The organism is Brevibacillus humidisoli (genome assembly GCF_020923435.1).
GTDB lineage: Bacteria > Bacillota > Bacilli > Brevibacillales > Brevibacillaceae > Brevibacillus_E > Brevibacillus_E humidisoli.
The window spans coordinates 2291545-2312141 of record NZ_CP087263.1 but is presented as its reverse complement, the minus strand read 5'-3'; the positions used below and the strand labels follow the sequence as shown (position 1 = coordinate 2312141).

Annotated in this window: 17 protein-coding genes, 1 other RNA gene, 1 pseudogene and 1 riboswitch; of the genes and pseudogenes, 14 read left to right on the top strand and 5 right to left on the bottom strand. The window is 49.9% G+C overall.

The features are described 5' to 3' along the window. Positions 1-426: 426 nt before the first annotated feature. Positions 427-921: a restriction endonuclease gene (locus tag LOK74_RS11480; RefSeq protein WP_230046752.1), complete on the bottom strand. Its 495-nt coding sequence runs from the start codon at positions 919-921 to the stop codon at positions 427-429. A gap of 164 nt (positions 922-1085) precedes the next feature. Here LOK74_RS11480 and LOK74_RS11475 point away from each other — a divergent pair, with 164 nt between their 5' ends. Further along, positions 1086-2531 carry an IS1182 family transposase gene (locus LOK74_RS11475; RefSeq protein WP_230046894.1) on the top strand — a complete coding sequence of 482 codons (1446 nt, stop codon included), beginning with the start codon at positions 1086-1088 and terminating at the stop codon, positions 2529-2531. A gap of 32 nt (positions 2532-2563) precedes the next feature. Here LOK74_RS11475 and LOK74_RS11470 read toward each other — a convergent pair whose 3' ends face one another. Together LOK74_RS11470 and yfkAB are read right to left on the bottom strand one after the other, a co-directional pair. After that, positions 2564-2824 carry an alpha/beta-type small acid-soluble spore protein gene (locus tag LOK74_RS11470; protein ID WP_230046751.1) on the bottom strand — a complete coding sequence of 87 codons (261 nt, stop codon included), beginning with the start codon at positions 2822-2824 and terminating at the stop codon, positions 2564-2566. 32 nt (positions 2825-2856) lie between these two features. After that, positions 2857-3972 (bottom strand): radical SAM/CxCxxxxC motif protein YfkAB, encoded by a 1116-nt coding sequence (gene yfkAB, locus LOK74_RS11465; RefSeq protein WP_230046750.1) that lies wholly within the window; start codon positions 3970-3972, stop codon positions 2857-2859. A 73-nt stretch (positions 3973-4045) separates the two neighbouring features. On the opposite strand from yfkAB, the gene LOK74_RS11460 reads away from it, so the two are divergent. Further along, positions 4046-4735 carry a DUF1385 domain-containing protein gene (locus tag LOK74_RS11460; protein ID WP_230046749.1) on the top strand — a complete coding sequence of 230 codons (690 nt, stop codon included), beginning with the start codon at positions 4046-4048 and terminating at the stop codon, positions 4733-4735. Between the two features lie 69 nt (positions 4736-4804). After that, on the top strand, positions 4805-5542 hold the full coding sequence (locus tag LOK74_RS11455; protein WP_230046748.1) for an MOSC domain-containing protein: 738 nt from the start codon (positions 4805-4807) through the stop codon (positions 5540-5542). Between the two features lie 112 nt (positions 5543-5654). Here the strand turns inward: LOK74_RS11455 and LOK74_RS11450 are convergent, their stop codons facing one another. Further along, on the bottom strand, positions 5655-6185 hold the full coding sequence (locus tag LOK74_RS11450) for a gamma carbonic anhydrase (protein WP_230046747.1): 531 nt from the start codon (positions 6183-6185) through the stop codon (positions 5655-5657). Positions 6186-6230: 45 nt separating this feature from the next. Continuing rightward, positions 6231-6842 carry a GNAT family N-acetyltransferase gene (locus tag LOK74_RS11445; protein WP_230046746.1) on the bottom strand — a complete coding sequence of 204 codons (612 nt, stop codon included), beginning with the start codon at positions 6840-6842 and terminating at the stop codon, positions 6231-6233. A 170-nt stretch (positions 6843-7012) separates the two neighbouring features. Here LOK74_RS11445 and rnpB point away from each other — a divergent pair. The 11 genes and pseudogenes from rnpB (at position 7013) to LOK74_RS11390 (ending at position 20570) form a co-directional block, all read left to right on the top strand. Next, positions 7013-7399: RNase P RNA component class B (rnpB, locus tag LOK74_RS11440), an RNA gene on the top strand. Between the two features lie 270 nt (positions 7400-7669). Then, positions 7670-8137 carry a helix-turn-helix transcriptional regulator gene (locus LOK74_RS11435; RefSeq protein WP_230046745.1) on the top strand — a complete coding sequence of 156 codons (468 nt, stop codon included), beginning with the start codon at positions 7670-7672 and terminating at the stop codon, positions 8135-8137. Between the two features lie 39 nt (positions 8138-8176). Beyond that, positions 8177-9439 (top strand): DUF2157 domain-containing protein, encoded by a 1263-nt coding sequence (locus LOK74_RS11430; protein WP_230046744.1) that lies wholly within the window; start codon positions 8177-8179, stop codon positions 9437-9439. Then, complete coding sequence (locus LOK74_RS11425) at positions 9436-9948, top strand: GDYXXLXY domain-containing protein (protein ID WP_230046743.1); 513 nt, start codon at positions 9436-9438, stop codon at positions 9946-9948. The genes LOK74_RS11430 and LOK74_RS11425 overlap by 4 nt, the downstream gene beginning before the upstream one ends. A gap of 61 nt (positions 9949-10009) precedes the next feature. Beyond that, a riboswitch (TPP riboswitch) is annotated at positions 10010-10127 on the top strand. A 125-nt stretch (positions 10128-10252) separates the two neighbouring features. Then, positions 10253-12037, top strand: coding sequence for a phosphomethylpyrimidine synthase ThiC (gene thiC / locus LOK74_RS11420; protein ID WP_230046742.1), 1785 nt, complete (start codon positions 10253-10255; stop codon positions 12035-12037). 476 nt (positions 12038-12513) lie between these two features. Continuing rightward, positions 12514-14259, top strand: coding sequence for a sensor histidine kinase (locus LOK74_RS11415; protein WP_230046741.1), 1746 nt, complete (start codon positions 12514-12516; stop codon positions 14257-14259). Further along, positions 14259-15050 carry a response regulator transcription factor gene (locus LOK74_RS11410; RefSeq protein ID WP_230046980.1) on the top strand — a complete coding sequence of 264 codons (792 nt, stop codon included), beginning with the start codon at positions 14259-14261 and terminating at the stop codon, positions 15048-15050. Before LOK74_RS11415 ends, LOK74_RS11410 begins: the two co-directional genes overlap by 1 nt. Positions 15051-15155: 105 nt before the next feature. Beyond that, entirely contained in the window at positions 15156-16502 is a 1347-nt protein-coding gene (locus LOK74_RS11405) for an extracellular solute-binding protein (RefSeq protein ID WP_230046740.1), read from the top strand. A gap of 72 nt (positions 16503-16574) precedes the next feature. Further along, on the top strand, positions 16575-17456 hold the full coding sequence (locus tag LOK74_RS11400) for a carbohydrate ABC transporter permease (RefSeq protein WP_230046739.1): 882 nt from the start codon (positions 16575-16577) through the stop codon (positions 17454-17456). A gap of 124 nt (positions 17457-17580) precedes the next feature. After that, positions 17581-18408 (top strand): carbohydrate ABC transporter permease, encoded by an 828-nt coding sequence (locus LOK74_RS11395; protein WP_230046979.1) that lies wholly within the window; start codon positions 17581-17583, stop codon positions 18406-18408. 36 nt (positions 18409-18444) lie between these two features. Then, positions 18445-20570 (top strand): annotated as a pseudogene (locus LOK74_RS11390) (glycoside hydrolase family 52 protein). Positions 20571-20597: the final 27 nt, after the last annotated feature.

Below are 20597 nucleotides of genomic sequence, written 5' to 3'. Positions count from 1 at the left end.
AGTACAGAAAGAAGCTCACGCAGCTAAAAGTGGGCGGTTACATCCATATATATTACTATAATCCGGAATTGTTAAGAGCAGAGTACGGCGAGCGTATTAGGGACTGGATTAAACAAACAAATTAAACTGAAAGGTTTACTTCGAGAAATAGCTGACATAGGCCGAATAAGTGTCATATAATGAGGAGGGTGGCACATTTTGGCTCATTGTTATCAGTATGGATGGCCACTGCTACCAAACATCTTATGTATTATGGCATTTTGACGCACAGGCAAGTCAGGGAAGGCGAAAACGACTGCCGGTTACAGCACCAGTGCCACCCATTTGTAGGATTCGAAAAATACAGGGATGAGAACGGATTTCGATTATTGAGGGCGAAATACTTATGATTACCTTTGTTACCTACGAGAAACACGAAGGACTCATCTATTTTTTTGATAAAGTTTTGGATAGGACTTTCTTGGGATTAGGTACAGCTGCTGGATTTAACTTCAAAATCATATCAATTAGCTCTCCTCTATTAATCAAGCGTACCTGATTTGATTTAGCAAGATTTTGTGCTGCTTCAGTGAAGTCCCGGTTCGTAATAACCCATGCGTCCGACGCCCCGTAATGTGCACGCGAGCCAACTACTTGTTGAACGGCGCTGACACCCACGTTTTTCCCGTATCGTTTCGCTTGTACAACGATTTTACTATTTCCTTTCTCCAAAATAAGATCCGCCCCATAATCACCTGCTGCACGAGTTACCTTAGCCTTATACCCTTGGGATTGAAATAATAAAGCAAGATAATGTTCAAATTGATGTCCGTCCATTTTGTCAATATCTGTGATTCCAGATTTCCTGAGCTTTTCTCGGGCAAATGAATCCAATAAAAAACGAAATGCAAGAGCTACTCCGAATAATGCAAAAAAGGTCATACCAGCTACCATAAAAGATTTTGACTGTACATAGACAAATCCAGAAAAAAAGAGAATCAATAATCAGCCTGTAGACAAAGTTCCGTAAGGAACAGGGTCTGCAGGCTTTTTTGTTGAATATAGAACATGTTACGTTTTCAATAGTTATTTTTGGAGGTGGCATTATGCTTAATAAGCAACAGGCCGAAGGCCGTTATCAGATATCTGCATTCTCGTTAGATGAGTTGGTGCCAAAAGATCATCTCGTACGAAAAATCGAAAATGCAATCGACTTTTCATTCATCTATGACTTAGTGGAAAGCCTCTACTGTCATGACAACGGCAGACCCAGTGTTGACCCTGTAGTCTTAGTCAAAATTGCTCTCATCCAATATCTTTTTGGTATTCGTTCCATGCGGCAAACGATTAAAGAGATCGAAACCAATGTTGCCTATCGGTGGTTCATTGGCTATGACTTCAGTCAGCCCATTCCCCATTTCACGACCCTAGGCAAGAACTATGTTCGCCGTTTTCGGAATACTCAACTCTTCGAGTCGATCTTCCTTCGAATATTGGAAGAGGCGGTACATCATGGATTCGTGAAGCCTGACGTGCTTTTCATCGATGCTACGCATGTAAAAGCCAGTGCGAATAAGCATAAATACGTGAAAGAAATCGTTGAAGAACAAGCCAAGAAATATCAAGAGCTACTGGACGAAGAAATCAATCAGGATCGTATTGCACATGGAAAGAAGCCCCTTGAAAAAAAGACAGAAACTTCGAAGAAGGAGGTGAAGGTCAGCACAACTGACCCGGATTGCGGATTGTTTGTAAAGGGGGAAAAGGAACGTGTATTTGCCTATAGTTTTCATACGGCATGTGATCGAAATGGATTTGTGCTTGGCGCAAAGGTAACGCCAGGCAATGTGCATGACAGTCAGGTTTTTGAGGATGTTTTGAATCAAGTGCGACAGACGTTCGAACAACCTCAGGCTGTGGCGGTGGACTCCGGATACAAGACGCCTTACATCAGTAAAACACTGATTGATGACCAGATTCGCCCCGTTATGCCCTACACAAGACCACGCACCAAAGAAGGTTTTTTTAAAAAGTACGAATATGTGTATGATGAATATTTCGACTGCTACATCTGCCCGAACGAGCAAATCTTAACATATGAGACAACAAACAAGGATGGGTACCGTATCTATCGATCAAATTCTCAAGTTTGCCGAAGTTGTCCGTTTTTGAAACAATGCACGGAAAGTAAAGACTACACAAAGAGAGTGAGTCGCCACATCTGGGCTGATTACCTCGAAGAGGTAGACCACCTCCGGCATACCGAGGAAAACAAACAGATCTATAGCCAACGGAAAGAAACGATTGAACGTGTATTCGCTGATATGAAGGAAAAGCATGGCATGCGTTGGACGACCTTACGAGGACTGGAGAAGGTCACGATGCAGGCGATGCTTGTTTTCGCTGCCATGAACTTAAAAAAAATGGCGACCTGGCTATGGAAATCAGGTCGCCAAAAGGTGAAGGATCAAAACACCTTCGGTATTTTCATCAAATTATTAAACAAACGCCCTCTGCTGTTCGTTCAGCGAGGGAGTTTGTCTGCAATCTGAAAGAACCGACAAAACTCGGTTCTTTTCTTTTGTTACGGATTGCGTTTCGCGGCCAGCTTTTCCTGTGCGGAACGAATCAGTTCCTTGACCATTTTGCCACCCAATTGACCGCCGATCCGTCCGCTGTCATGGGCTGTTAAATCGCCGTTGTATCCTTTTTTCAGGGGAATATGCAGGTTGGAAGCCACTTTATACTTTGCTTGTTCAGGGTCCAACACTTCCTGCAGGCGTCCTTTCAGACAGTCCAACTCGTGACGCGCTTCTGGGACAAGCGGTTTGCGGTTTCTGCTCACTTAGAACACCTCCGCTTTTAGTGTGCGCACATTTAGACGAGAGCATGCCGCTCTTTGAAGTTGGTGGTGGGGTAGTAGGTGTCAACCACCAGCAAGTTGGGTCCCGTGCAGGCTGCTGATGGGCAGTGGCAGTTGATCCGCTGGTTGAGCTGGTGCTGCTGCCAGCGGGCCAACATGTCGTCCAGGCGATCGGTTGCGATGTTGCCCAGTGGCTTCACATCACCGAAGTCAGTGACGATTACTTCGCCGCTAAACACGTTTACATTGAGGCGGTTGCGTCCGTCAGGGTCGTTGCGGACGGATACATTTTTCGTCTCTCTCAGGCGTCGGATCAGCCGCAGGTCCGCTTCCACCGGACTGCAGGCGTAAAACGGAAGCGTACCAAACAGCATCCAGATCGTCTCATCACGGTTGTCCAGCAATTGATGAACGGCCTCACGCAGCTGATCGAGCGACAGTACCTGCAGATCGCGGGCAAAATCGCTCGGGTACATCGGGTGGATTTCGTGTCGGGCGCAGCCCATCTCTCGGACTATTTGGTGAATGGTAGAGAGATGCTGCCAGGTACGGCTGTTGATCATTGTTTCCGCCGACACGAACACGCCTGCTGCAGCCAGTCGCCTGGCATTATCCATCATCGTGCGATAGAGGGCGGTTGCCTGCTTGAGTGAAACACGCTGCATGCTCTTGGCGTAAGCGATCTGATGGAACTCCTCTGCACTAGTGTAGTTCCAGGAAATGTGCATCACATCTATGTAAGGAAGAATCGTTTCATAGCGGCTGTAGGGCAGAGTCAGATTCGAGTTGATCTGCGTGCGCAGGCCCCGATTGACCGCGTAGCGAAGCAGTGGCAGGATCGTCTGCTGCACCGTTCGTTCACTGTACATTGGCTCTCCGCCTGTTATACTAAGAGTGAGCAGATCCTCTACCTCGTCGAGACGCCGGATGATGGTCTCGATTGGCAGAATCTCATCATCGCGGATCTGTAGTGTGTCGCCAACAGCACAGTGCTCACATCGCAGATTACACATATTGGTGACGGTGAATTCCACACTGGTTAGCTTGTAGCACGGCGGAGTGGCGCTATTGAGCGGCTCCCAAGGGTCGGTCTGCGGTGTCAGGGGACTAGTTGGAACAAAACGGATCAAAATGAATACCTCCTTGCAATACAAACGTACACCCTATTATATAGGGAATAGACAGGAAGGAGAATACCGCATTATGATTACGGGAATCTCGTTTGGCCGCGGTGTCATCTTTCACGATTCCAGGGTGCTGGCGTGTGCAGAAGTGAGGGAAGGCGTGATCCATGTCTGGGCGGAGAAGATCACCTTGCGAACAATTGGCAAGCTGTGGCTGCGGATGGTGTTTACCCTGCCTTGGACGTACCAGTTGTTTCATCTGAGCCTGATCTTGTACCTGCTGTATCCTGTCTGGGGAGAGATTAGCCCGTGGTGGGCAATCGTCTATGCGTTCGGATTCCACTTTTTGTTTCCCCGCCGCTTGAAGATGTTTCACGGAGCGGAGCATAAAGTGTTTAGCTACGGAGGGGAGAAGAAACTGGAAGCACTGGCCGCAATCAGACAGGCTGATATTGTCAACAGCGGCTGCTCGACTAATTACGTCACCTATTTCTTTCTCTGTTTTTTGCCGGCACTTGGTTTTTTGCCGCTCGCCTGGAGTATCCTCATAGGAGGATTCGGGGTCATGGCTGGCTATCTGGGACAAAAACATCTGCGTCACGGCATGAAACCGTTGCTTGCCCTATCTGCTTTCCTGCAGCGGCACGTAACGACTAGAGAACCGGAGCGTCTGCATCTGGAGACAGCGATCCGTTCTTACCTGCTCTTTCAGCATTACCGGAAGCGACATACGGCTGCGATTCACACGAAAGAGGCGGCTGCTTCGTGAGTCATCGGTGAGTAAATGGAATCATCACACTAAGGAACATCCTATAAGCATGGAGAGGAGAACCATACAATGAGTTATCTGGTGGGGACGATTGCTGAGATCGTCCGTCATCCGGTCAAGTCTTTTTCCGGAGAGAGAATAAAGGAAACGGAGGTAACAGACTACGGCCTGTTAGGTGACCGCAGCCATTGTTTTCTCGATGAAACCAGACCGGGCCGGTATCTGACCGCGACACAATTGCCACAGATGATCGGGTTTCAGGCGTCATTTCTCGGTGAAAGGGAGGGGGATCAGTATCCGCCCGTGCGGGTTACTGCACCCAACGGACAAGTGTACGACTGGGATGATCCCGATTTGCTTGGGGAATTGGAGCGGTTGTCAGAACGACACTTGAGCAGGGTTGTATACCCACCGGAGCATGTGCCGAAGGGTGCGATTGAGGAGGAGCATATACAGTTGGTCAGCGATGCTTCCCTGAACGAACTGGAGCGAATCTGGGGCAGATCGGTGGACCACCGTCGTTTCCGTGCCAATCTGGTGATCTCCTTGACCGATCCGCAGCCGTTTGCTGAAGAGAGTTGGTTTGGTAAACGATTGAAGATCGGAGAGGTTGAACTGGAAGTGGTCCGCCCCTGTGAGCGGTGTATGATCGTGACGATCGATCCCGAGGATACAGAGCGCGATCCAACTCTGCTAAAAACGATTTTTCAAGAGCGCAGCAATTGCTTTGGTGTCTATGCCAGCGTTGTGCGGACAGGGCGGATACGCGAGGGTGCCCCCATTTATCTGCTCGAGGAAGACAAGTAGGACTTCTGAATGTGCATCTGGATACGTGCGGGGGGAAGGCGACTGTCTGACAAAATGTCACACCAGGGGTGGTAGGACCAGTGTCAGGCAGTCTCGCACTCTTTTCACCTCGCTAGCGGTTGACTGGACGCTTTTCCAGTTCACGGTACAGCTTGCCCTTGTCCACATACGATTGGCGGATGCGGCGAAAGTCCGCCAGGTCCTGTTCGGTTAGCTCCCGCTTGATCTTGGCCGGAGAACCGACTGCCAGCCTGCGCGGCGGCACCTTCATCCCCGGCGGGATCAGAGCACCGGCAGCAACCATTGCTTCTTCTCCTACTTCGGCGCCATCCAGCACGATGGCGCCCATCCCGATCAAAGCGCCTTGCCGGATCACGCAGCTATGGAGAACAGCGTTATGTCCGATGGTTACTTCGTCTTCGATGATCAGCGGCAATCCAGGGCTTTGATGCAGCGTACTGTTATCCTGTACGCTCACCCTCCGTCCAATGGTCGTCGGTGCTATATCGCCGCGAATCACGGTATTGTACCAAATCGAGGTATCGGCACCGATCGTCACGTCGCCGGAGATCACGACTCCATGTGCGAGAAAGACGGACTCGTCGATCTCAGGAACTTTATCCTCAAACGGCATGATCAGCATATGAACTCCTCCTTCATCGACAGCTGCTGTCGAGCAGCCATCTGCTTATGTTTCGGTGATCCATGCAATCAGGCCCTGCTCCTTTTGGTAAGCAGGCAGGCGGTCGTAACGCTCTTTCGTAATCGCGTATGTAATATGGTCTTCCCAGATGCCGTTAATCTGGATATAGTGCTGGCTATAGCCTTCGCGTACGAATCCGGCTTTTTCCACTACGCGCTGAGAGGGTAGGTTGCGCGGCATAATCGCTGCTTGAATCCGGTGCAGGGCCAGTCCGGAGTAGGCAAACGAGATCAACATCTTCACTGCCTCCGTCACGTAGCCGCGGCTGCTGAACGCCTCGTCAATGTCATAGCTTAGGTTGGCACTGTGAAAAGAGCCGCGGATGATCCCGGACAGCTTCACTTTTCCCACCAGACGCTCCGATTCGTTGTCAATCACCGCAAACGCATACTCCTGATCCGATCCCACTCGCTGACGCTGATCGGTTAGGCGACGTACATTTTCCAGCGTAAAGGAATCGGATGGCCGGTGCGGCATATACGGATCGTGGTAGTGTTTGTTGCGCAGCAGATAGTCCAAAAACGCAGGAGCATCCTCCGCCGTCAACAGACGCAAACAGACGTGGCGGCCAATCATGCGGAGATCAAACAAATCCATTCGAATTCCTCCGATTCCCACTAGGGAAAGTAGCTGTTGCGGATATATTATTATATATGGGAAGATGATCGTTGACAAGGAAGAAGCTGTCATTTGCTCCAGTGAGATACCATTGACCGTCGATGGCTGATGTGTTACATTAATCATTGTCGCTAAAACTTGATAGCAAGGAATGTGGGTAGCCGCTGTCGCAGCCGGGTCGGCTGGCGGCAGAGGAAAGTCCAGGCTCGCCCAAGCTGAGATGCTTGGAGTGTTCGTACCTAGTGCAAACTAGGGCAGTGAGGCTGTTTGGCTTCGCTGACGGCGTGGAAAGGGTTCTCCCTGAGACCTGAGTACGCTGAAAGTGCCACAGAAACGCAGCTTTCCTGGCGACAGGGAAGATGGAACGCGGTAAACCCTGCGAGCGAGAAACCCAAATTTGGTAGGGGAACTGTCCCAAAGGAATCAAACGGAGGGACAGATGGCAGACGATTCTGCCATAGATAGATGGCTACCGCTCCTGGTGCGAGGGAAGCACCCGCTTGCAGCACGGGAGAGACAGAACCTGGCTTATAGCATTCCTTGCTGCCCTACATAAGAAGAATCTGCGCTCTAGATGGGCGCAGATTTTTTTGTGAAGAAGGAGATCAATCACTACAGGGTGTCGTGGAACTGCCCCGTCTCCCATGACGATTTTTCTCATTGACATGTTTGCGCAAAAAGTGTAATTTTACACTAAATAAGCATATTGTAAAGCATGTGATAGTAGAAGATGCTTTCCTTGGGGGGGGTTCAAAATCCAGCAAACAGCATCTGCAACTCGTCTCACACAAGTAGAGTTTGACAAAATGGTCTCCGAAAAGCTCAAGTTGATTCGCATTGAAGCTGATCTAACCCAGGACAAGATGGCAGAGATCATCGGCGTTTCCAAAAAAACGCTGGTCCAGGTGGAAAAAGGCAGGAAAACACTCGGCTTCACTGCAGCTGCGCTGGTTGCTGTTCTATTTCGACGGGGCGAGATCATGCACTCGCTGTTTGGCGACGCTACGCTGGATGTGCTTGATCTGGTAGCGACTCGGTCCAACTCCCAAGCCTGGTACAGGACGATGGGAGGAAAAGTGTGGTGGACAGAAGAGCGGCGTGAGGGATCGTACAGCTTGCAAAAACACGTATTTACCGGTCACTACCGGATCATCGACGAGGAACGCTATCTCCACTACTACAGCTTGGATCCAGCGGAGGCGGAGAAGAGATTGGCCGAATTGACCGGAGGTTTACGAAGCGAAAGGGAGCGGGAGGGGAGTGTCGATGAGTAAACATAGCATCATGCTGCAAAAAGCAGAGGGGGAGTGTCGATGAGCAAACGGAAGGTGATTCTGCAGGAAGCAGAGCAGTGGAAACGGGAAGGAATTATTAGCGATGAGCAGTACGAGCAAATCGCCGTGCGCTACCCTGCCCGAGACCGGGCGGGTACGCTGTCGATTATGGGGGGTATTCTGCTAGGGCTGGGCGTGTTGACGTTTATTGCGTCCAATTGGGATGGGATGACTCATCTAACTCGATTGCTGCTCATCCTGCTTTCTTTGGTTGCCGTCTACCTCTTGGGTGATTTCTTGCATCGGAGAGGCAGTGAGAGGCTGGGGACGGCCTTTATCGTGATCGGAGTCGGCATCTACGGTGCGGGATTTTTTCTGATTGGTCAAATGTACCATCTCTCGGGCCATCCGCTCACTCCGTTTTATCTCTGGTTTATCGGGGCGATTACCTTGGCTTGGCACTACCGCTCGCAAACCCTATCCTTGATTTCGCTGTTGATCCTGACGGCAGCTTCGTTCTACGGACTGACGACAGACAGCAGGGAAGGGATCTCTGGGCTCATCTTATACGTGTTGTACGGGGGTGGACTGTTCCCGCTGCTGTGGAAGCTGCGCTCGGTCTGGCTGAGCTCGGCAACTTCCGTCATCTTGTTGGGTACGGCAGTGCTCGACGTGGCCGAATATGGAAATGGATTGCTGGTGCAATTGCCGATCCTTGTCTATCTGTTTGCAGCCGTCCTGATTCCAGAGCGGATGGCGCCTTTTCCATCGTTGTTTCGAGTTGTTGGGTATATCGGGATGACACTGTTTGCGGTCATAGTCATCTTCGGAAGCGGATCTTTACTGCAGATCAACCTGGCAGACACAGTGGGAAGTACAGTCATCCTGTTGGCTGTCCTCGGTTATCTCTTCCTATCGATGAGGCAGCGGACGCTTGATCGAGCGGCCGATATGCTGCCCCACCTGCCGCTGCCAATCTACTATCTCTTGTTTGGCTCTTCTGCAGGATCGACCGATCCGGAGCCAATGCTGGGACTGGATGTGGCGATGATCCTCGCCTTGTATGGCTTGTCCATCGCGATGGTCCTCGGCGGTGAAAAAAGACATGACGTACAGCGAATCAACGCGGGAGCAGTGATGTTTGGCGTGACCAGCTTTGTGGCATACGTGAACTTCGCGTGGGACTTTATGGACAAATCGCTCTTCTTTCTCATCGGCGGCGCGTTTTTGTTGGCCCTTAGCTTCGCTCTGGAACGTCAGCGCAGGAGATGGGTGAAGCAGGCGAGGAGGGATCCGCGATGAGCAAACGGTTCGTATTGTTGGTGCTGCTGCAGGTGCTGATGCTGCTCAGCGTTGTCGGCAAATACTATTGGATCTCGACGAGTGGCCACCCAGTCACGCTCAAGACTGCCCCGGTCGATCCGCGTGATTTGTTCTACGGTGATTACGTCCGGCTCGGATTCGAGATCAGCCGGATCGACTTGCAGTCGGTACAGCATGATCTAGAAGAGCCCCTGTATGACACAGATGTTTACGTCGTACTGGAGCAAAAGGGGAATGTGTGGCATGAAGCGGTAGGCGTATACCGGCATAAACCGCAGCTGGCGCCTGGTCAGATCATGCTGTCCGGCCGAGTTCCTTACTACGATGGTTATATGGGGGAGGAACTGCGGATCGTATATGGGTTTGAACGGTATTACGTACCGGAGAATACCGGCAGAGAGATCGAACAAAGCGTGGAGCAAGGCTGGTATGTCGACCTGCGTGTGTCCGGGAGCGGCGAAGCGGTCATCACCCGACTCCACCGCTAAAAAAAAACATATTGCCTTTTTAGCACGGATAGGATACGGTAATGATATCCAAAAAATCATATACTGCTACTGGGGGAGCCCACCTGAGCTTGGGCTGAGATGTCGGACGCGATGAAGTCCGCGGACCCTTTGGACCTGATCTGGGTAATACCAGCGTAGGAAAGTAGATTTGCCTTGCATCGTAGACAGTGTTGCTCCGTCTTCTTTTGTGAGCTGCCGGTCGGGTCCTGTGACAAAAGGGCCCGGCTTTTTTGTGTACAGCGAGGAAAAAGCGTCCGGTCGGTAGCAAAAAGGAGGCTCATGTATGACAAACAAAGCAGAATCGCAGCAACCACAGGTATCAGGGCTTGCACCTCTTCCTGGCAGCCGCAAGGTGTATGTAACCGGATCAAGGGAAGATATCCGCGTCCCCTTTCGGGAGATCGCTCAGGAGGCAACCATCGATCGCTTTGGCGCCAGCGAGAATCTGCCTGTTCGTGTCTATGACACCAGTGGTCCCTATACCGATCCAATGCAGGCTACAGATATTCAACAAGGGCTGCCTTCCCTGCGGCATCGTTGGATTCTGGAACGTGGGGATGTGGAGAACTACCCTGGACGGCAGAGAAAACCAGAGGATAACGGATATGCTGTAAGCGATGCATCGGTCGCGTCCTTGCCGGTTTCCGAAAGCAGGCAGCCGCTGCGAGCGAGATCGGGCCGTATCGTCACCCAGCTTCATTACGCACGGCAGGGGATCATCACACCTGAGATGGAGTTCGTTGCAATCCGTGAAAACGTGTCGCCGGAGTTCGTCAGAGAGGAAGTGGCCATGGGACGTGCGATCATCCCATGCAACATCAATCACCCGGAGAGCGAACCGATGATCATCGGACGCCATTTCCTAGTCAAGGTGAACGCCAACATCGGCAATTCCGCTGTTACTTCCTCGATTGAGGAGGAAGTGGAGAAGCTGACCTGGGCGATTCGCTGGGGAGCTGATACAGTGATGGACCTGTCCACCGGCAAAAACATCCACACAACCCGAGAGTGGATCCTCCGCAATTCACCCGTGCCGATCGGTACGGTACCGATCTATCAGGCCCTGGAGAAGGTGAATGGAAAAGCGGAGGAGCTAACCTGGGAGGTGTACCGCGACACCCTGATTGAGCAGGCAGAACAGGGGGTCGATTACGTCACCATTCACGCTGGTGTACTGCTTCGCTACATCCCGCTTACGGTGGAGCGGGTGACCGGCATCGTCTCTAGAGGTGGATCGATCATGGCCGCCTGGTGTCTGGCGCATCATCGAGAAAACTTTTTGTATACCCACTTTGAAGAGATTTGTGAAATCTTGAGCGCGTACGATGTCTCCATCTCGCTCGGTGACGGACTGCGTCCCGGCTCGATCGCCGATGCCAATGATGCAGCCCAGTTTGCAGAGTTGGAGACGCTCGGGGAGTTGACGAAGATCGCCTGGAAGCACGATGTCCAGGTAATGATTGAAGGCCCGGGGCATGTGCCGATGCACAAACTGCAAGAAAACATGGATCGCCAGATGGAGATTTGTCAGGAAGCGCCGTTTTATACGCTAGGTCCATTGACGACCGATATCGCACCTGGCTACGATCACATCACGTCTGCGATCGGTGCGGCAATCATCGGCTGGATGGGGACTGCCATGCTTTGCTACGTCACTCCGAAAGAGCACCTCGGCCTGCCTGACAAAGAGGATGTTCGCGAAGGAGTGATTGCCTACAAAATAGCCGCCCATGCCGCAGACTTGGCCAAAGGACACCCTGGAGCGCAGCAGCGTGACGATGCTCTCTCCAAAGCACGGTTTGAATTCCGCTGGCGCGATCAGTTTCATCTCTCCCTCGATCCGGACCGGGCTATGCAGTATCACGACCAAACGCTGCCCGCAGAAGGGGCCAAAACGGCTCATTTCTGCTCGATGTGCGGGCCTAAGTTCTGCAGCATGCGGATCACCCATGACATACGCGAGCGTGCGGCATTACAAGATCCGGCTGCCGAGGCAGCGGAAGTGGAAGCGGGCATGGCCGAGAAGGCAGAAGAGTTCCGCCGCTTGGGCAGCCGACTGTATCGATAAGACAGGTAGCGGGATTGTTATAAGGGCAGTACTCGTTTCTAGCATTGGAAAGGTGGAAAAAAGCGTGGAGCATGGCAAAGAATGATGATCCACGCTTTTTTTCCACAGTACAAATCATTGACTTTCAAGTAAGTACCAACCGATTGGCTCTAGAGGAGACAGTTTTCTTTTATTTGCAAACACTTTGTTTATCCGATAGACAAACTAAGTAGGTGGTGATATGATGGATGTAGTATATCGAGCGGAGCATACATACAGCCAAATCGGGAGGACAACACCACACGCACCTTTTCAGCGTGTTTATGAAAGCGCTTACGGTAGTGAGCGTTGGGACGTGCAATATGTAGACAGCAAGCAGAAAATCGCCTGCTGACAATCGGACATACGAACAATCGGGATGGAACGCAGCGATGATTCCATCCTTTCTTTATCTGATAACGCAGCAAAACCTCCCTGCGAGAAAGGATGAACGGAACGTGAGGGCTGGATTATGGCAATTCAATACGTTGCGCAATCAGATCTTGGTTGTTTTCTTGTTTGCGATGGGGATTGTGTTGTTTCTGGTGGGGATCATGACTTACAACCTCGTGTCCACCCTGTTGAAAAATAACGCTGAAAAGCAAATGCAGCAGACCGCCGTACAGGCGAATGGCAGATTGGAAACGCTTTATCAACAGATTGACACATTGTCCAATCAAGTGGCAACGAATTCCTCTGTACAGCAGGTATTGCTAGAGGAGGCAAACGGTCGTCCATCTGATTTTTACAAACGGCAATCGCTCATGCAGATCGTCCATACATTTCAAGCGTATTCAGATGGCATCCACTCCTTTGAACTCTACCTGCCAGATTACCAGAGATTGCTCCCGTTGGGTGAAGCCCATCTGTCCAAACGAGTGGAGCACAAATGGGTGAAGCAGGCGGACCTGGCAAAAGGGAGAATGGTCTGGGTTGGGACGGATCCCATAAATCCGGGATACTTTCTGGCTATCCGGAGAGTTAGCTTGATGGACCGTTGGTTTTCAAACGGCGGGTATTTACTCATTCGCATCAATCCTGATTATTTCGACTTTGCGGAAACGTCACAAGCAACCGAAGAAAATGAGTATATGGTGCTCGTAGACGATCATTTCATCCCCATTGCTTCCAACTATGATGGGGATATCCGACAAATCTTAACCGACAATCAGCAGGTAGCAACCATAAATGGCAAGCAATTCATTGTAGTGAAACAGAAATCAGCTGTTACTGGCTGGACTTTGGCCATATTGACCCCGATTCGCGCCCTTACGGAAGGTATTACCATCCTGCAAACGGCCATCACTCTCTCAGGTGTAGCAGGTTTCTTCATCTTCCTCGCATTCTCGTATCTGCTCTCGACGATGATTACGCGGCCAATTCTCCATTTGACCAGGACGATGCGGCAGGCAAGACAGGGTGAGCTAAAACCCCAACTAGGCATCTTTTCCACCGTTGAGATCAACGAATTGAACCATACCTACAACCAACTTGTAAAGAACACCAACCACTTGATCCAGGTCGTTTATCAAAAAGAACTGCTTCGCAGCCGCAGTGAGTTAAAAGCCTTGCAAGCACAAATCAATCCCCATTTCCTTTTTAACACACTAGATGCGCTCTACTGGTCGCTGGAGGAAAAGAAAGAGACAGAGCTTGCTGAACATGTGATTGCGATGTCGGAGCTGTTCCGTTACACGATCAGCGATCCGAAGCAGGATGAATGGGTGATGGTAAAAGAAGAACTGGAACACATTGAGCGGTATTTGCAGATTATGAAGATGCGATTTGGGGACCGTCTGAGGTGGCATATATCGGCTTCGTCCGAATGTGAGGAGGTCAGCATTCCAAAACTGCTGATTCAGCCTCTTGTTGAGAATGCGCTGGTACACGGTGTAGGAAATAAGATAGGCCAAGGGTCCGTATCAGTCACTGTTGACCGATCAACCGACTGCTCCAATCTGGTGATTACCGTGAAGGACGATGGGGCAGGGATGGATCAGGATACGCTTGCTGCCATTTACCGGTTATTAGAAAGCGGCGGACTCTCTTCCCTGAAAGGAAGGGGAATGGCGATCGCCAACGTAAACAAAAGGTTGCAGCTCTACTATCAGGAATATCCGTTTGGTGGTCTTTCCATTCGCAGTGAGATAGGAGAAGGGACCAGTGTAACCTTTGAGATTCCGTGCGAGGGAGGAGTGGCATGATGTATTCCAAGACCATTTTAATCGTGGATGATGAACCACGAACAAGGCTGGGATTGCAAACGACACTGGAGGTTTGGGCAGCAGGCAGGTATGACATTTTGAGTACAGCAGGTGGGGATGAGGCACTGGAAGTCCTAAACCAACGGAAGGTTCATCTGCTGCTAACAGACATTCGCATGCCAGAGATGACGGGACTGAAACTGATCGAAGTTTTGCAGCAGAAAGCAGAGAAGCCGGTGATTATCATCATTTCCGCGTATTCCGAGTTTGAATATGCACAACAAGCGATTCGATTAGGTGTCGTCAACTATCTGCTAAAACCCCTCAACAAAGGGAAACTGATTGAAGCGGTGGAGCAAGGCCTGGAGGTAGAGGCAAACCGGGAGAGGGCAGGGATTATCGAAAAAGTGGTCGATGATAGACTGATCGCAATCAAAAAAGAGGATCGTAATTCCCGCTCACCCATCAGAGAAGCGATGCGTTATGTCGACGAGAACCTAAAGAGCCCGTTAAGTTTGCGGGAAGTGGCCGATCATGTGCATCTCAATGCAAGTTATTTTAGTGTGCTGTTCAAAGAACAGACAAATCTGACGTTTGGCGAATACGTGACACGGAGCAGATTGCAGCTCGCAAAAAGCCTGCTGCTAACGACCAAGCTGCCGATTGCAGCGATTGCCGAAGAAGTTGGCTATCAAACGGCAAAATACTTCATCAAACTGTTTAAAGAGTACGAAGGCATCACACCCAATCAGTTTCGAAAGCGTGCAGAAGAGGTAAGAAAGTCGATCTAAAAAAAGTGGAATTTTCTCTAATTATAGTATCCTTACCCCACATTATCCCAGATGCTACACTGAATACAAATCGAGCATCCATCTAAAACGAAATGGGGGGTTTATTTGTTTACCTTTAGGAAAGCGCTTACATCGCTGTTGATTCTTGTGATCATCTCTGTGCTTGCGGTGGCAGGCTGTGCAAGCCCGACTGGTGAGAGCACCAGCAGTCAAAGCAATGGAAATGAGCAAGCATCCAATGCAGTTGAAGACGTAACTGTTACCTTTATGCATTTATGGCCTGAAGGAAGTTCGAAACAGCAAAATTTGATTGTGAATCAAATCATTGAAGAATACCAGGCCGCAAACCCGCATGTCACGATCAAGCTGGAAGTTCTGGAAAATGAACAATACAAAAATAAGCTAAAGGTATTGTCCGCTTCCAATGCGCTTCCAGATGTAGGAATGACCTGGGCGGCAGGATTTTTGGAGCCCTATGTGAAAGGGAACCTGTTCGCTCCTTTGGATGACCTTTTAGAAGGTGGCTTAAAAGATTCTTTTGTACCAGGTACGACGGAAGCATATGCGATCGACAATAAAACGTACGCGCTTCCCCTTGAATTGAATATTGTCCCCGTCTACTACAATAAAAAGATTTTCTCCCAATACAACCTAAAGGCGCCGGAAACCTACGAGGAGTTTACACATGTTGTCCAAACCCTTTCTACAAACGGCATGGCTCCCATCGCGCTTGGCAACAAGGATCGTTGGACAGGATCGTTATGGTATATGTATCTGGCGGATCGGATAGGTGGAGCAGAAATTCTGAAGAAAGCGATTGACCGCAGCGGCTCTTTCGAAGATCCAAGTTTGATCAAGGCTGCTGAGGAGGTTCAAAAATTGGTCGCTATGAACGCATTTATAAAAGGCTTCAACGGATTGTCCAACGACGAAGGGAAATCCGAGTTTTTCAATGAAAAAGCGGCGATGTACCTGATGGGAACCTGGGAACTGCCGAACTTTACCACCAATGAGTCCATACCGAAAGAATTCAGAGATCAGGTTGGTTTCTTCAAGTTTCCTACCGTAGATGGAGGAAAGGGGAATCATGACAGTTGGGTTGGCGGCCCTGGTGTGGGAATGTTTGTCGCTGAGAATTCCACAGTGAAGGAAGAGGCCAAAAAATTTGTGAAATTCTTTGTTGAAAGATGGGGAGAGCAGTCCGTCGTGGAAGCAGGTGTGATCCCCGCAACCAAGGTAGATACCTCAAAAGTGCAGCTGCCACCACTATACATGGATGTGTTAAGTGAGCTGAACAAGGCAAGCAATATCACGCTGTTTGCCGATGTACAGATGAGTCCTGGAGTCGCGCAGACACACTTGAATATGATCCAATCGTTGTTCGGAAACGAGATTACACCAGGAGACTTTGCCAAGAAACATGAAGAAGCACTAGCCCAGGAAGAGCAATAAGCACGGAATAGAAAAGGACATATCCAATCATTCTCGATATGTCCTTTTTTCTATAGAAGGGGTTGAACGGCAATGGATAAAGTCATGTCCAACAAAAAAGTGATTGCGCTGTATGTACTCCCTTCCCTGATGCTCCTCTTGATCCTGATCTATATCCCGATCGTGTTGACGGGTTACTATGGCTTGATGAAGTGGGATGGGATTGGAACCATGGAGTTTATCGGTTTGGACAATTACTCCAAACTCGTAAAAGATCCGATGTTTTGGAAAAGTGCGTACCACTCGTTTTTGCTGGCGATCTTCTCCACCATCAGTTTACTTGGATATCTCTTGATCGCACTGATTCTCGCTGAAAAAATCAAGGGTGCCAATCTGCTGCGCAAAATCTATTTGATCCCTATGCTGCTCTCTTCAGTAGCCATTGGACAACTGTGGCTAAAGATCTACCATCCTTCCAACGGTGTGTTGCATCATTTGCTCTCGTTTATCGGCGTCGAGAACACACCGGCATGGTTAGCCGATACCTCAACTGTCTTAGGTGCCATATTTGTTCCGATTATCTGGCAGTATGCGGGATTTTACATTTTGATTTATTATGCAGCCTTAAAGGGGATTCCTGAATCGCTGATCGAAGCGGCGCGCATGGATGGGGCCACTCCATGGCAGATTGCTTGTAAAATCAAAATTCCGTTAATTGCAGGAGTCTTCAAAGTGACACTAGTATTGGCCATTGTGGGATCATTGAAATATTTCGACTTGATATATGTGATGACCGATGGGGGACCCAACGGCGCCAGCGAGGTGATGGCATCTTATATGTACCACCAGGCGTTCCGTGGTTTTGATTTCGGATACGGCAGTGCGATCGGCTTCTTTTTGCTGCTGATCTGCCTGGTTGTTACCTGGCTGATCCGCAAGTTGACGGCTGCTGAGGAAGAGATTCAATATTCCTAAAGGAGGGGGCTTGTTGAAAACGGTGATTCCGACACAAAGGTCATCTGCACGCAATCAGTCCAATCAAAGTTCACCAAAACAACGTCCAGCAACACAAACGACTTCTCGTCTTGCGTTACATCCGATATGGCGGCGTTTCGGCGTCGGCAGCTTATATGTATTCTTAGGAGTCGTAGCGATTATTCAACTACTCCCGCTTGTTTGGCTGCTTTTCTTTTCATTAAAAAACAATCAGGAGATTTTCCAACTGCCTCCCCTATCCTTGCCAGCCAATCCGAAATGGGAGAATTACGTCAAAGTTTGGACAGAGGGAAACATCAGTCTCTACTTCTTTAACAGTGTTTGGATTACATTGGTTTCGGTTGTCCTTACCGTTTTGCTGGCTAGTCTGGTTACGTTTGCGATTACGCGGATGAAGTGGAGGCTGAAAAAGTTCGTGCTCGGCCTGTTTATGGTCGGGTTGATGATTCCGGTGCACTCGACGCTGATTCCGCTGTTTCATCTGTTTTTACAAGCAAACCTAACCGATAATCCGGTTGCCGTAATCTTGTCCTTTACCGCGTTTAACCTGCCGCTGACCATCATGATTCTGCTCGGTTTTTATTACTCGCTGCCTCGGGAAGTGGAAGAAGCGGCTATTATGGACGGTTGCTCAGTACATCGTCTGTTCTTCCGAATCATTCTGCCGATGACCTCGCCAGCCATCGCGACCGCTTCCATTATTAACATGATCTACAACTGGAACGAGTTTGTTTTTGTCAATACATTTATCAGTTCGGATGAATATAAAACGTTGACCGTCGGCATTCAAAATTTTATCGGTCAATATACCACTGATTGGGGAGCCATCGGGGCCACACTGATGATCAGTATCCTGCCGATTTTGCTGGCGTTTTTCTTCTTGAGCAATCGCATTGTGGAAGGCATCACGTCTGGATCGGTAAAAGGGTAACATCTCATGTTTTGAAAAAGATAAGGAGGGAAATCCATGCCGAAAAATATGTTTTTCAACGCTCATCATTCGCCCATCGGTGCCTTTTCCAGCTTTACACTGGGCTTTCCGAAAAGCGGCGGAGGCCTTGATCTGGAGCTTGGCCGCTCTCCCCGGAAAAATGTCTACATCGGTGTAGAATCATCGGAACAGGCAGGAATCTATCAGGCGCTCCCCTTTTTTGCCTCAGCTGAAGACGAGAGCAAACGGTACGATATTGAAAATCCCGATCCGGAACCGAACAAGCCGCGTATCATCCTTCCCTTTGCCAAGGAAGAGGTAAAACGTGATTTCCAATTAGGTACGGATACCTGGAGCGCGGGAGATCTCACGTTTACGATTTATACCCAGGCGCATCCGGTGCCTGACCCCACTTCCGCTTCAGACGAGGAAATGAAGCTGACCTTAGTCCCCGCGGTGCTGGCAGAGTTGACCATTGACAACACGCATGGTCACAAAAGTCGGCGTGCATTCTTCGGTTATGAAGGGAGTGATCCGTACAGTTCGATGCGCCGTCTGGATGATACGTGTGACCGCATATCAGGTGTCGGACAAGGACGTTTGACAGCGATCGCATCCTCTGATCCGGATGTCAGGTCTGCACTCCACTTCAGTCTGGAGAACATACTGACAACACCGTTTGAAGAGAACTGGACCTTTGGCTTAGGACCGCTCGGGGCACTGATCATAGATGTTCCTGCTAAAACCCGCCGCACCTACAGATTTGCCATCTGTTTTCACCGGTCTGGCATCGTCACGGCTGGCATGGATGCGTCTTACTACTATACTCGGTATTTTCCTACTATTGAGGCTGTTGCTATGTACGCGCTGGCAAACTTCGAAGAGATCACCAAGCGATCAGTAGAGGCAAACCGTATGCTGAATCAAACCAATCTGTCCGATGATCAAACGTTCATGATAGCTCATGCGATTCGCAGTTATTATGGGGCGACTCAACTGCTTGATCTGCAAGGGGAGCCGTTCTGGGTGGTGAACGAAGGGGAATACCGGATGATGAACACGTTTGATTTGACAGTGGACCAGCTCTTTTTTGAATGCAAGATGAATCCTTGGACTGTGAAAAATGAGCTGGACATGTTCGTCAAGCGCTTCAGCTACGAGGACCGCGTTCGCTTTCCTGGCGATGAGACGGAATACTCAGGCGGGATCAGCTTTACCCATGACATGGGCGTCGCCAATACGATATCCCGCCCGCATTACTCCGCTTACGAACTGTATGGGCTGGAGGGCTGCTTTTCCCACATGACCCATGAGCAGCTTGTCAACTGGGTGTTATGTGCTGCTGTGTATGTGGCGCAGACGGGCGACCAGCAGTGGTTGGATGACAACATGGATCTATTGGTTCGCTGCCTTACGAGCATGCTCAATCGGGATCATCCCGACCCTGAGCAGCGGAATGGGATGATGGGTCTTGACTCCACACGCGTGATGGGAGGCGCGGAGATCACGACGTATGACAGTCTGGACGTGTCGCTGGGCCAGGCGAGAAACAACATCTACCTGGGGGGAAAAGTTGGGCCTCTTATATCGCACTTGAGAACCTGTTTGCTGCAAACGGAAAATCCGAATTGGCCAGGATCGCTGGTGAACAAGCGGAAAAATGCGCAGAAACGATTGCCAGTCATCTGACACCGGACGGCTATATTCCCGCTGTCCTAGGAGAAGAAAACGATGCGAGAATCATCCCGGCCATTGAAGGGCTAGTGTTTCCTTATTTTACTAACTGTCGTGATGCGCTTGAGCCAGAGGGACGTTTCCGCTCCTACATCCAAGCGTTGAAGCGGCATCTGGAAACGGTATTGACGGAAGGTGTCTGCCTGTTTGAAGATGGCGGCTGGAAACTTTCATCGACCAGCAACAACTCATGGCTGAGCAAGATTTATTTGTGCCAGTTTATTGCCCGTCAGATATTGGGGTGGGGATGGGATGAAAAAGGGGCAAAAGCAGATGCCGCTCATGCTGCTTGGCTTACTCATCCAACGTTATCTGTTTGGAGCTGGAGCGACCAGATCATCTCAGGAGAGATTTCCGGCAGCAAGTATTATCCACGTGGAGTCACTAGTATACTGTGGCTGGAGGAAAGGGGAGCACTGGATCGTTGATTCGTTAAAAACGAAAGGCTGTCTGCA

Bases quoted from the DNA above. Each gene is read 5' to 3' on its own strand.
- LOK74_RS11480 (WP_230046752.1), bottom strand. From the start codon at position 921: ATGACCTTTTTTGCATTATTCGGAGTAGCTCTTGCATTTCGTTTTTTA.
- LOK74_RS11475 (WP_230046894.1), top strand. From the start codon at position 1,086: ATGCTTAATAAGCAACAGGCCGAAGGCCGTTATCAGATATCTGCATTC.
- LOK74_RS11460 (WP_230046749.1), top strand. From the start codon at position 4,046: ATGATTACGGGAATCTCGTTTGGCCGCGGTGTCATCTTTCACGATTCC.
- LOK74_RS11455 (WP_230046748.1), top strand. From the start codon at position 4,805: ATGAGTTATCTGGTGGGGACGATTGCTGAGATCGTCCGTCATCCGGTC.
- LOK74_RS11450 (WP_230046747.1), bottom strand. From the start codon at position 6,185: ATGCTGATCATGCCGTTTGAGGATAAAGTTCCTGAGATCGACGAGTCC.
- LOK74_RS11445 (WP_230046746.1), bottom strand. From the start codon at position 6,842: ATGGATTTGTTTGATCTCCGCATGATTGGCCGCCACGTCTGTTTGCGT.
- LOK74_RS11435 (WP_230046745.1), top strand. From the start codon at position 7,670: ATGGTCTCCGAAAAGCTCAAGTTGATTCGCATTGAAGCTGATCTAACC.
- LOK74_RS11430 (WP_230046744.1), top strand. From the start codon at position 8,177: ATGAGCAAACGGAAGGTGATTCTGCAGGAAGCAGAGCAGTGGAAACGG.
- LOK74_RS11425 (WP_230046743.1), top strand. From the start codon at position 9,436: ATGAGCAAACGGTTCGTATTGTTGGTGCTGCTGCAGGTGCTGATGCTG.
- thiC (WP_230046742.1), top strand. From the start codon at position 10,253: ATGACAAACAAAGCAGAATCGCAGCAACCACAGGTATCAGGGCTTGCA.
- LOK74_RS11410 (WP_230046980.1), top strand. From the start codon at position 14,259: ATGTATTCCAAGACCATTTTAATCGTGGATGATGAACCACGAACAAGG.
- LOK74_RS11400 (WP_230046739.1), top strand. From the start codon at position 16,575: ATGGATAAAGTCATGTCCAACAAAAAAGTGATTGCGCTGTATGTACTC.